Source organism: Bacteroides mucinivorans (genome assembly GCF_034654355.2).
GTDB classification, from domain to species: domain Bacteria; phylum Bacteroidota; class Bacteroidia; order Bacteroidales; family Bacteroidaceae; genus Bacteroides; species Bacteroides nordii.
This window is the reverse complement of record NZ_CP178179.1, coordinates 4672819-4685497: the sequence shown is the minus strand read 5'-3', so window position 1 is coordinate 4685497 and position 12679 is coordinate 4672819. Positions and strand designations below refer to the sequence as shown.

Annotated in this window: 12 protein-coding genes; 2 read left to right on the top strand and 10 right to left on the bottom strand. The window is 42.7% G+C overall.

The window, feature by feature from the left end:
• Positions 1-17: 17 nt before the first annotated feature.
• The 9 genes from nuoH to dxs all read right to left on the bottom strand — a co-directional run bounded on the left by nuoH (position 18) and on the right by dxs (position 9670).
• On the bottom strand, positions 18-1094 hold the full coding sequence (gene nuoH, locus VCM39_RS17980) for an NADH-quinone oxidoreductase subunit NuoH (protein ID WP_002559330.1): 1077 nt from the start codon (positions 1092-1094) through the stop codon (positions 18-20).
• Positions 1095-1231: 137 nt separating this feature from the next.
• On the bottom strand, positions 1232-2824 hold the full coding sequence (locus VCM39_RS17975; protein WP_221649234.1) for an NADH-quinone oxidoreductase subunit D: 1593 nt from the start codon (positions 2822-2824) through the stop codon (positions 1232-1234).
• 97 nt (positions 2825-2921) lie between these two features.
• Positions 2922-3509, bottom strand: a complete 588-nt coding sequence (locus VCM39_RS17970) for an NADH-quinone oxidoreductase subunit B (RefSeq protein WP_002559332.1) — start codon at positions 3507-3509, stop codon at positions 2922-2924.
• Positions 3500-3850 carry an NADH-quinone oxidoreductase subunit A gene (locus VCM39_RS17965; RefSeq protein WP_221649235.1) on the bottom strand — a complete coding sequence of 117 codons (351 nt, stop codon included), beginning with the start codon at positions 3848-3850 and terminating at the stop codon, positions 3500-3502. The genes VCM39_RS17970 and VCM39_RS17965 overlap by 10 nt, the downstream gene beginning before the upstream one ends.
• Positions 3851-3998: 148 nt before the next feature.
• Positions 3999-4373: a hypothetical protein gene (locus tag VCM39_RS17960; protein ID WP_289290930.1), complete on the bottom strand. Its 375-nt coding sequence runs from the start codon at positions 4371-4373 to the stop codon at positions 3999-4001.
• A gap of 249 nt (positions 4374-4622) precedes the next feature.
• Positions 4623-6074, bottom strand: a complete 1452-nt coding sequence (locus VCM39_RS17955; protein WP_289290931.1) for a TrkH family potassium uptake protein — start codon at positions 6072-6074, stop codon at positions 4623-4625.
• Positions 6075-6173: 99 nt separating this feature from the next.
• Complete coding sequence (trkA, locus tag VCM39_RS17950; RefSeq protein ID WP_221649238.1) at positions 6174-7514, bottom strand: Trk system potassium transporter TrkA; 1341 nt, start codon at positions 7512-7514, stop codon at positions 6174-6176.
• Positions 7515-7569: 55 nt separating this feature from the next.
• A complete protein-coding gene (locus VCM39_RS17945; RefSeq protein ID WP_221649239.1) occupies positions 7570-7740 on the bottom strand; it encodes a hypothetical protein in 171 nt (56 codons plus the stop codon).
• Positions 7709-9670 carry a 1-deoxy-D-xylulose-5-phosphate synthase gene (gene dxs / locus VCM39_RS17940; RefSeq protein WP_221649240.1) on the bottom strand — a complete coding sequence of 654 codons (1962 nt, stop codon included), beginning with the start codon at positions 9668-9670 and terminating at the stop codon, positions 7709-7711. The genes VCM39_RS17945 and dxs overlap by 32 nt, the downstream gene beginning before the upstream one ends.
• Before the next feature lie 175 nt (positions 9671-9845).
• Here dxs and VCM39_RS17935 point away from each other — a divergent pair, with 175 nt between their 5' ends.
• Positions 9846-10016, top strand: a complete 171-nt coding sequence (locus VCM39_RS17935) for a hypothetical protein (RefSeq protein WP_289290935.1) — start codon at positions 9846-9848, stop codon at positions 10014-10016.
• Positions 10017-10775: 759 nt separating this feature from the next.
• Here VCM39_RS17935 and VCM39_RS17930 read toward each other — a convergent pair.
• Positions 10776-11429, bottom strand: coding sequence for a DUF4840 domain-containing protein (locus VCM39_RS17930; RefSeq protein WP_289290936.1), 654 nt, complete (start codon positions 11427-11429; stop codon positions 10776-10778).
• A 240-nt stretch (positions 11430-11669) separates the two neighbouring features.
• Between VCM39_RS17930 and VCM39_RS17925 the strand changes: the two genes are divergently transcribed.
• Entirely contained in the window at positions 11670-12623 is a 954-nt protein-coding gene (locus tag VCM39_RS17925; RefSeq protein ID WP_221649242.1) for a GSCFA domain-containing protein, read from the top strand.
• Positions 12624-12679: the final 56 nt, after the last annotated feature.

Genomic DNA, 12679 nt, shown 5'->3' with positions numbered 1-12679 from the left:
TCCCCGTGCGGGAAGCACTAGAAGTGGAGGCCAAAGACTACGATTAATACCATTAGTAGCAGGTTCAATAATGAGATAGGTACCAGGTATTTCCATTCCAATGCCAGAATCTGGTCGATACGCAGACGCGGGAAAGTCCATTTCACCCACATCAGTAGGAATACTACAAAGAATGCCTTTGCGAAAAACCAGATAAATCCCGGTATATAATCCATTACTGCATTAAATCCGTCCAGTCCTGAAATGTGCAACGGCATCCATCCTCCGAGGAAGATAGTAGCAGCTACAGCCGATACGATAAAGAGATTCAGGTATTCTGCCAGATAGAAGAATCCGAAGTGCATACCCGAATATTCTGTATGATAACCAGCCGTCAATTCACTTTCCGCTTCGGGAAGGTCAAATGGACCACGGTTACATTCGGCATTACCGGCAATCAGATAGATGATAAATGCAATTACTGCCGGAATGTGTCCTTTGAAAATGAACCAGCCATTGGCCTGGCTTTCTACTATTTCAGAGAATTGCATTGTACCCATCAGTACTACCATTGTCAGGATGCTCAATCCTACGGAGAGTTCGTAACTGATGATTTGTGCACCGCTACGCATTGCTCCGATAAGAGAGAATTTATTGTTGGAGCCCCATCCGGCAAGCAGGATACCTACCACGCCTACACTTGAAGCTGCCAACAGGAAGAATACGCCCACATTAAAGTTGAGTACCTCCATACCTTTATTGATAGGTAAACATGCAAAGGTGAGGAAAGAGGCGATAATCACCATGAACGGAGCCAGATTATAGAGAAACTGGTCTGCTCCTTTCGGATTGAAAATTTCTTTGGTGAGCATTTTCAACACGTCGCATATTACTTGTATAGAGCCCCAGGGACCTACACGCATCGGACCAAGACGGCATTGGAAGAATCCGCACACCTTGCGTTCCATATATATAAGTACAATGGCCAATACCGCATACATCAGTATGATGCATACCCCTATTGCCACACATTCGATGAATACAGCCCACCCTTCCGACATGACAGAAGTCAGCATTTGGTGTATCCAGTTTGTTACAATACTAAAGTCAAACATATTTATAGTTACAATTTGACGATTTACGATTTACGATTTAAAACACTCTTTGTTTACGATTTTTCCATTTACCATTTACTCTTCCCGTTTTTGCACAGCCAAATCGTAAATTGTAAATCGTCCAATCGTAAATTTCTTTATCTGTCAATATCCGGTACCACATAATCCAATGTTCCTCCGATAGCAATCAGGTCGGCTATCTTTGCTCCACGGCAGATGGTATCGACTACACTTACCAATGGCAATCCTGTTGAGCGATAGTGCAGACGGTAAGGAGTTTTGTCTCCCCGGCTTTCAAGATAAACACCGAACTCACCACGGCTCCCCTCTACAGCAGCATAGTATGAACCTTCGGGGACACGGATGATTGGTTTCATCTTCTCCTGGAAAGGACCTTCGGGGATGTTGTCAATCAATTGCTCTATGATGTTAAGACTTTCCATGATCTCATCCATACGTACCATGTAGCGGGCAAAAGAATCGCCTTCCGTATAGACAATTTCTTTGAAATCTACTTTGTCATATACTCCGTAAGGGATACGTTTACGAACATCACAAGCCCATCCGCTGGCACGTCCCGTACCACCGGTAGCACCAAATGAAATTGCATCTTCGCGACTCAATACACCTACACCTTTCAAGCGGCTTTGAGCGATTATATTGCCTGTAAATACGTCATGATATTCGTGAATGATCCCTCTCATATAAGGAATGAATTCTTTTACCCGTTTTACGAAATTCGGATGCAGATCGGCCTGTACACCACCAATGGTGTTGTAGTTCATAATTAGTCGGCCGCCACAGGTCTCCTCAAAAATATCCAGTATCTTTTCTCTGTCGCGAAAACCGTAGAAGAAAGCAGTCAGTGCCCCCAGGTCCATACATAGGCAGGCGTAAAACAACAAGTGAGAGTCAATGCGTTGCAATTCGTCCATAATGGTGCGGATGTATTTCACACGATCACTTACTTCGATCCCCATTGCCTTCTCAATACACATACACAGGGCATGTCGGTTCTGATGTGCTCCTAAATAGTCGAGACGATCCGTTAACGCCAGTGTCTGCGGATAGGTGAGGCTTTCGTTCATTTTTTCGATACCCCGGTGGATGTAACCACAGTTGGCATCTATCTTGTGGATAATTTCACCTTCCAGTGATACGCGAAAACGGAGTACACCATGTGTTGCCGGGTGCTGTGGGCCGATGTTTACTACATACTCTTCGTCTCCAAAGAGAATGGTTTCTTTGTTTTTAATCGTTCCGTCCGGGTTTAGTTCTATTTCTGTTGTAGTATCAATGGTGTCCTCGTTTGTCATGCAGAGCGGATTGTCCTTTTCCGGATCATTATCCTTGCGTAACGGATAGCCTATCCAGTCATTACGCAGGAAAAGACGTCTCATGTCTGGATGACCTGAAAAGACAATACCAAAGAAATCGTACACCTCACGTTCATTCATCTCTGCTGCTTTCCAAAGATCACATACAGAAGGAATTTCCGGATTTTCCCGGTTGAGAGTAGATGTTTTTATAGTGATGCGTTCTCCGGTTGTTGTAGATTCCAGATGGTAGACCACTCCCAATCCACGGATTGCGTCCGATGCATCACCTTCATTAGGCTCTCCCCAGTCCATACCGGTGAGGCTCTCGAGGAAATCCATTTTCCGTTCGTTTCGCAAGCGTGTCATTTCTTTACGCAACGCTGCGGGTTCAATATATTTAATTTCTTGCATACTATATTAGTGATTAGTGATAAGTGATTAATGATAAGTGAGTAGTGATTAGTGAATGAATATACGCCGCATGGTACTAATCACTAATCATTAACCACTACTCACTGTTTCTCTTTTCCTTTCTATTTGTTCCGCCGAAGAATTTTTCAATCTTCACCTTGCGCTGCAACTGCATCATGCCATAATAAAAAGCTTCAGGGCGGGGCGGACATCCGGGAATATACACATCTACCGGTAAGATTTTGTCAACTCCGTTCAGTACATGATAAGACTTCTTAAATGGTCCGCCGCTAACGGCACATCCACCTACGGCAATCACGTATTTCGGATCTGCCATCTGATCGTACAGACGTTTCAGTACCGGTGCCATTTTGTTTGTGATAGTACCACATACCATGATCATATCTGCCTGACGCGGACTGGCACGGGCTACTTCAAACCCGAAACGGGCCATGTCATAACGCGCGGCACCCAGTGCCATGAATTCGATACCACAACAACTGGTTGCGAAAGTAAGTGGCCACAGCGAGTTGCTGCGTCCCCAGTTGATGAGGTCGTCCAACACTCCCACGAAGACGTTTGCTCCGCCTGCATTGAGTTCCTGAACCAGCTTCTCCAACGATTCGTTGTCGATAAATTCCTCATACGGGATAGATTTTATTTTTGGTTTTTTGGTTATTTCCATTCCAAAGCTCCTTTCCGCCAGGCATAAGCAAGTCCCAGCACTAATATTACTAAAAAGAAGATGACGCTTACGAGTGCCTGTACGCCCATGTCGCGTACTACTACAGCCCATGGAAAGAGGAATACTGTTTCTACGTCGAACATCAGAAACAGGATAGCAAACAGGTAGTAACCCACACGGAATTGCATCCATGATTTTCCACGTGTAGGAATACCACATTCATAAGCTTCGAACTTTTGTGCATTATATGACCGTGGAGATATGGCTCTTGATAGAGCTATAACCACGCCGACAAATGCAATTGCCGTTAGCAAAACAACAACTAACAATGTAAAATTCATAATCCAAGTATATATTTAGATTGAGAAACGTTTTTCTGAAACTAAACGGAAGGTGAAATTCACCGTAGATTACGCAGACTGACACAGATAAGTGAAATAGAATACATTGCACAATGACATTGCGTACCTGTGTAATCCGGAGGTAAAACTAAATTAAGATTTTCCTCTGCCCGTATATGTAGAACACTATCGGGTCTGCAGGATTGTGCGTATATTGATGCGATGAATAGATACAATCGGGAGGAATAAGACCTTTGTATTCACACTGGCGTACAGTCAGCCTGATAAAATTTTTATCGGTAGGCACGTGTGAAAGGTCGCTATAACCCATTTCGCAGGAAAGTACAGAATAGAAATGATAAATTTTTTCAATAGCATTTCGCACGGGACGGGCCTGTGAAATGGAACATTCTTCGTAGCTGTGAATATCAGGTATAGCAATCTCCTTTGTTACATCCATCATAGCTGAATGGAGTAGCAAAGCAAATATTAAAAATATACCATATTTTAAGCTTTGTTTCATGTTTCTTCCTTAAACGGCTGCAAATATAGGATTTAAATTCATTCTTTTTGCAATCTCCGCATGACAAAAAAGGTTTTTTTAACTCACTACAAATTTCTATGGCACACGGATAAGATGAATAAATGGATGATAACAGATAAGATATTCTTTCTCTTTGATAACCAATAAATAAAAAGTTCTGTTGTTATCCGTTTTATTCGTGTACCATGAGAACATAGCGCGACGTTGGTTCACTGATATGAACAGGTTCTAATTCTTTTTCCAGAAATCCGAACTAAACAATAATAATACGGTGAACAATTCGAGTCGTCCAAGTAACATAAAGAATGACATTAACCATTTTCCCATGTCGGGCAGTTCATTCCACGAATAAGCAGGGCCACACAGACCGAGGCCCGGCCCCATGTTTCCCAGACTCGATATAGTACATCCCAATGACTCTAATAAACCTACTCCCATGCCCATCATTGCCAGAGTGCCGACAACAATCAGCACTGCATACAAGAAAGAAAATGCCAGTACCGTGGAGCGTATGGAAGGTGATATCACTTGTTTGTTTACACGCACCGGAAGCACTGCATTGGGATGTGTAATATGTTTGAATTCATTTCTGGATATCTTAGCCAATATCAATAAACGGATACATTTCATTCCTCCTGTAGTACTTCCTGCGCAAGCTCCTATAATCATAATAACGGTTAGTGTGCCCCACAGCACAGAAGGCCATGTCATATAGTCTGCTGTTGCAAAGCCGGTAGAAGTGTGCAGGGAGGCTACCTGAAAAAGCGACTTACGAAAAGCCTCTTCAACTCCCATTGAACTATTATAATAAAGTACTATTGCGATGAAAGCGGTAAAGCCTATGACCGACCAGAGATACCATTTTAATTCGGCATCATGAATAAACTTCCTGAATTTACCGTTGACAAACAATAATAATAAGGTGAAGTTTATCCCCGATACAAACATGAATATAGAGATTACATATTCTATATAAGGAGAATGATAATATTCAATGCTGGCTTGTTTGGTGGAGAAACCGCCTGTTCCCGTAGTAGCAAATGCATGGCAAATACTGTCGAACACATCCATACCTCCCAGCATCAGCAAAATGATAAGTGCCCCTGTCAGTCCGGCATAAATACTCCAGATCCATTTGGCTGTGATACCAATACGCGGATGTACCTTATCGTGTGTGGGGCCACTGGCTTCGGCTGCAAATACCTGAATACCGCCTACTCCGAAAATGGGAAGTACGGCGATTGTAAAAAATACGATTCCCAATCCTCCGATCCACTGCGTCATGCTACGCCAGAAAAGAAGTCCGTGTGGCAGGCGCTCGATGTCATTCAGTATGGTTGCTCCTGTGCTGCTGAAACCGGACATCGTTTCAAAGAAAGCATTTGTAACAGAGGGTATATAGCTACTCAGATAAAATGGCAACATGCCGAAAAGTGAAAAAGCTACCCAGGCTACACTGACAATGACATATCCGTCACGACGTCCCAGACGTTTTTCTGCTCCCCGTCCGATAAGAAGCAACAGAAATCCTACACATGCCGTAATACCTGCCGATTGCAGGAAGCTTGGCAGATCGTCTTCCCGATAGAGCAATGACACTCCTCCGCAGCACAACAACATAGCAGTCTCTATTAATAACAGAAACCCTATGATGCGATATATCATTTTTGAATTAATCATTTCTTTAGTTGACAGTTGACAATTGACAGTTGACAATTAATAGTTTACTGCGTTATCATCCTGCATAGTAACTGTCAATTGTCAATTGTCAACTGTCCATTAATTAAAGTATTTCTCGATTTTCTTTATCATCATACTCAAGCAGAACACCACTACGTGATCTCCTGCATTTACTTGTGTGTCACCGGTCACTAATATACCTTCCCCGTTACGGATCATACCTCCAATGGTGGTTCCTTTGGGCAATCCTAAATCTTTGATGAGATGTTTGGTTATTTTAGAACCAGCTTTAACTGTAAATTCAGCTACATCTGCGTTGGCAAATGTAAGGCATTTTACATTACTGACATCTGCGTCCAGCATCATTTGATAGATATGGCTGGCGGCAATCATCTTTTTATTGATGACTGTACCGATATCCAGGCTCTCTGCCATACCGATATAGTCGATGTTCTCTACCTCTGCTACTGTTTTGTCAACACCCATACGTTTAGCTGCCAGACAAGCCAGAATATTCGTTTCCGAATTTCCGGTCAGTGCTACGAAAGCCTCTGTGTTTTTTAATCCTTCTTCGATAAGCAGATCCATGTCGCGTCCGTCTCCGTTGATAATCATGGTACGGTCGTCCAGCAATTCTGTGAGTCGGTTACAACGACTGATATCATTATCTACGATTTTCACTTGCATGTAATCCGGCACATATTGGGCTGTACGTACGGCAATACGGCTTCCACCCATAATCATTACATTACGCACATCGGCGTAATCTTCCTTACCCGCTATCTTACGTATGTAGGGAATGTATTTACGGGTAGTAGTGAAATAGACGATGTCATTCAGTTTAATAACATCATCTCCCCGGGGGATGATTGTATCCGTACCTCGTTTGATGGCAACCACGTGATAAGGAATTGTGGGGCCACCCAACTGATGAAGCGGTATATTCAGAATTTCGGCCTTTTCACGCATCTTGGCACCGATCAAGATGAGCGCTCCGCCACAGAACTCCCACCACTGGCGCACCCAGCTCATTCTCATAGATGATACTATTTCTTTGGCTGCCAGCATTTCGGGGTAAATCAATGAGTCTACGCCCAGTTTCTTGAAAAACTCTTTGTTTTTGGGCAACAAGTATTCGTAGTTATCAATGCGGGCTACTGTTTTCAGCGCTCCCAGGTTATGAGCCAGCATACAGGCTGTCATGTTCCGGCTCTCGTCCGGGGTGACAGCTACAAACAGATCGGCTTCCTTTACTCCTACCTCTTTCAGTCCCGAGATGGAAGAAGGGGAGGCGGTGACAGTCATGAGGTCAAAGTTATTACTCAACGCGCTGAGTTTCTCTTCGTCGTCGTCCATCAATATGATATCCTGCTTCTCGCGGGATAATAATTTGGCGAGGTGTGTGCCTACATTACCGGCACCGGCTATGATTATTTTCATTTCTACTTATTGCTGTTTTTTTGTTCTAAGTATTAAACAAGTCTTGAAACTCAGATTAACTCAGATTAACGCAAAGAATATCTTTTCTCAAATATAGCGTAGCCTTACCGTCTGCGAAAATTTGCGTTAATCTGCGTTTTAATTTATTTCCAGCACTTACTTTATATTCCATCATGGCACGTACCTTTTTCTCTTCAAACAGCTTGATAGCTTCTTTCTTTGTCATCTTTCTCCCACTTTTTCATTTTTTCTACTTCTCCCTTCTCTAACTCCTTCACTATTCCTTCTTCATCCAATCCGCAGAGTGCATACAACTGTGCAACTGTTCCATGTTCTACGAAATGATCTTGTATACCTATGCGTCGTATTTCGGGAGTGTATTCGTGATCTGCCATAAACTCCAACACCGCACTGCCCATACCTCCGGCTCTGATTCCGTCTTCTATGGTCACGATGTGTCTGAATTGTTTCCCTATTTCATGAAGTAGCTCTTCATCCAGTGGCTTAAGAAAACGCAGGTCATAGTGAGCGATGCTTCTTCCGGGTTGTTCTTTCTCTACCCGCGCTATGGCTTTGGCGGCTGTGTTGCCTATGGGGCCAATGGTGATGACAGCCAAGTCGTTTCCTTCTTTCAGTTTCCTTCCACGTCCTACAGGAATTTCCTCCAATGGACATTTCCAGTCTACCAATACTCCTCGTCCGCGTGGATATCGTATCACGAATGGGCCTTTATTGGGCAGTTGGGCGGTATACATCAGTCTGCGTAATTCGTGTTCGTTCATGGGCGACGCTACAGTCAGGTTGGGTATCGGACGCATATACGCCAGATCGAACATACCGTGATGCGTTGGGCCGTCTTCGCCTACCAGACCGGCGCGGTCGAGACACAGCACCACCGGCAGTTTCTGAATAGCTACATCATGAATTACATTGTCATAAGCCCGTTGCATAAAAGAGGAGTAGATATTACAGAAAGGCAGCATGCCGTCCTTTGCCATTCCGCCGGAGAAGGTCACGGCATGTCCTTCGGCTATACCGACATCGAATGCACGGTCCGGCATCTGCTCCATCATGTAGTTCATGGAACATCCTGTAGGCATGGCAGGAGTAACTCCTACGATGCGTGGATTTTGCTGTGCTAGCTCAATCAGGGTATGTCCGAAGACATCCTGGAAGAGTGGCGGTAATCCGTTTGTGTCGGCAACCAGGCGTTCTCCTGTTTTCGGATTAAACTTACCGGGTGCATGCCAGATACCCGGATGCTTTTCTGCCGGTTCGAATCCTTTCCCTTTCAGGGTGTGCAGGTGGAGTACTTTAGGTCCTTGCATATCTTTGATATCTCGTAGGATGCGGGCAATATTTTTCACATCATGTCCGTCCACCGGACCGAAATAACGGATATTCATCCCTTCAAAAATATTTTGTTGCTGGGCAACAAGTGATTTTAGGCTATTTCCCAGGCGGATGAGTGCTTTCCGACGATCTTCGTTCAGCAGTCCTATTTTGAAAAGCAGGCGTGAGATTTTGAACCGTAATTGATTGTAGCGGTTGGAGGTGGTCAGGTTGAACAGGTATTGTTTCATTCCACCTACGCTACGGTCAATAGCCATGTCGTTATCATTCAGTATGATAAGCAGGTTGTTTGGGGTAGCCGATGCATTGTTGAGCCCTTCAAAAGCCAGTCCGCCACTCATTGAACCATCGCCGATGACAGCTACTACGTGGCGGCCCAGTTCTCCTTTTTTCATGGCTGCCACTGCCATACCCAACGCAGCCGAAATGGAGTTTGAGGCATGCCCACAAGTAAACGTATCATATTCGCTCTCTTCGGGCGATGGGAAGGGACGGATGCCTCCCAGTTTCCGGTTGGTGGAGAAGGTGTCGCGGCGTCCGGTGAGAATTTTGTGTCCGTAAGCCTGATGCCCCACATCCCAAACGATGCGGTCATAAGGTGTATTGAATACATAATGCAGAGCCACCGTGAGCTCCACCACTCCCAGGCTGGCGGCAAAATGGCCCGGGTTGCAGGAAACTTCTTTGATAATGTCTTGCCTTAGTTCGTCACATACCTCAGGCAATTGTTCAGGCGTGAGCCGTCGCAAATCTTCGGGAGTATTCAGGGCGTTTAGCAAGTTATATGTGGGTTCATTTTTCATGTTCTGACTGAATTGATATGCAAAAATACGAAAAGAAAAGGAAAGACGTTCTTTTTTAATTGGAAAAAGCAGAAATGATGTATTTTTGTATAAATTATTGTAAATACGTGCCGGAGATTTCTGCAAATATACTCTTGTAATACAGCTCTTTTACAAATAGAAACAATAAAATGACATGAAAAACGAAACAGGCTTAGCGTGCTCTTTTATACAAGATTCCAAACGGGATTTTTACATACCCCTTCGTTCCGATCAGAACAGAATACTTTGGTATGATACCAGTCATGTTATTGAAAGAGGTATAAAAGAATATGAGTTGAATTATTTATTGACCTCTATCTGGTAGGGGCGGGGACTTTACTTTTCGGCAATCCTTTTTCTATGCTATTTGTGGTTCTTTGGCAATTTAGTTGAAAGATTTATTTTTGTATGGTTCTGAATGTTGGAAAAATACAGTGCATGCCTATTTACAATTTGACAAAGTGATATTTCTGATTCTCTGTAATCCTCTAATTAAGGGACGGTTTCTCACAAGTGATAAAAATCTTCGTCATTTCCGGCTTTGATTATTCCCATTGTACGGTTTACGGAGGATTACATGATGAAAATATCTTATTTCTTGGGATATTCATTACATAATATAGCTTTATGAATTTTTTGATTATACTTTTAATAGTTTAGATTGGAGCGAATTTACTCGTCAGTTAGCGTCGGAAAACGTTATTTAAGACGGTTTTATTTTTTTCTCGTAGAGTCTCGGGGCGTTTCTCTACGAGGTTCGGATTGTTCCTCGTAGAGAAACCGAACTTATCATACCGGGAAAATCAGGATAACATGCCGATTAAATGTGCATAACTATCCAAAAGAGAAAGATTATACAACGGAACACGCATAATAATTAATATTGTTATGCAGTTTATTCTCCAGTTATAGCAATAATTAGAATAAAGGTGTCATGAAAATCAGTTATATAAGAATAAAAAGACAGTATAACTGCATTTTTTTGAAACATTTATTAATTCCATCCTGACATTACATTTAGGGTTAACAAGGTCGGCTCATCAGTCCATTAAGGTTCTGTTTTTAATTAAATTGACGAAGAATCCTATTTCTTATTCATTTCGAATACTATATCTTCCACTGAGATACCCTCGCAAGGTTCTCCATTGAGTTTAGCATTTTCAACTATCAATTTGAATTTCAGTGTCTTGCCCTGATAGGTGAATACTCCTTTGTCCGTAGCAGAAATCGTTGCTTCTATTTCCATAACATCCGGTTGGCCTTCTTCTTCAGAAGGAATTTCGATTGTAAATATCAGAGGTTTAGGATCTAAAGTCTGCAATATTTGCGTGTAACCTTCATTGAATGCCGGTTTGTAGCCTACTTTATAGCTGATATCACCTGCGAGTTCAATGATATCGGGTGCTTTCTCTTCTCCCACAATGCTGGTTATCAAGACATCAGTCGGGAATTTTCCGAAGTAGATTGTATCTTCTTTGAGCGTGGCCTCCACTTCTATTTGGGGAATTGGGGTTGGCGAAGTGCTCGATTCAATGAATGTAATGCTTGCTTTACCCACATAGTTACCTTCTACATCCTTTACGGATATCACCTCGGGCGTATCTCCGTCGTTACTGCAGGCAGTAAATGTTGTTATACCGAATGTCAATGTCAGAGCGGCAATAACAGTTTTGCTATAATTGGTTACTCTCAGGAGATGGTTTACTCTTATGCTTTTCGAGTTATTTACGATTTTCATTTGGATAAAAAATTAGATTATTATTTCAATAAATTAAGGTGTACGTACGATTATATAAATGTTGGTTTTGAAGAAATACTGCACCTTATCGGCTAAAAAACTTATTTGCCTCTTCTCTGTTTCGGAGTTTTTCTATATTTTCGCCGTATTAATAATGTGCCAATTATCATTTGGTGTGGTTTCGTAAAATACAGCGCAGCCAATTGGCACATTAGCATATTATTCAATTGGCATATTATTATGAACTTTACCACCCTCGTTGAATTACCCAAAGGATTGCCACCTATCACTCATGCCCGGCAATTATTACTGTTAGGGTCCTGTTTTGCAGAGAATATCGGCAATTTGCTGAAAGATAATTTCTTTCGTTGTGATATCAACCCTTTTGGGATACTATATAACCCATTATCTGTCTCGGAGGCATTAAGACAAATACTTTCGGGAAAAACATATGCGACTTCCGATTTATTTTTCTTTCGCGACTGCTGGCATAGTGCGATGCATCACGGAGCATTTTCGGCGGCATCGCCGAATGATGTATTACAGAATATCAATACGCGCTTGCAACAGGCTCATGCCCGAATAAAGAATGTCGATTGGCTGCTGCTCACCTGGGGAACAGCCTGGGTGTATGAACAGGGAGAAGATAAGCGCATTGTATCAAACTGCCATAAACAGCCGGAAAAGTTATTTGTACGCCGAAAGCTTACAGTTGAAGAGATCGTGAATGAATATACATGCTTGCTTCGTGAACTTCGGGAACAGAATCCCGGCTTGAAGGTACTTCTTACTGTTAGTCCCATCCGGCATATACGGGATGGTATGCATGCCAATCAGATTAGTAAAGCCACCCTGTTGCTGGCTACCGAACAACTACAAACTCTTTTCCCTGAGTTCGTTTTCTATTTTCCTTCTTATGAGATTGTACTTGACGAGCTTCGCGACTATCGCTTTTATGCCGATGACATGTTGCATCCGTCTCCCGTGGCTATCCGTTATTTGTGGGAGCGTTTTTCCGAAGCTTTCTTCTCTGACGAAACAAAAAAGATTATGGAAGAATGTGAAAGTATCCGCAAAGCGCAGGCACACCGCCCCCTTCATCCGGGCTCAGAGGAACATAAAAGATTTTTAGGACAAATTGTGTTAAAAATAGAACGACTTAACCGAAAATACCCGTACTTAGAGTTTGAATAATGTAGGAATAATGTGCTAATATGACAATGTGCCAATATGCCAATGTACCATTCGGC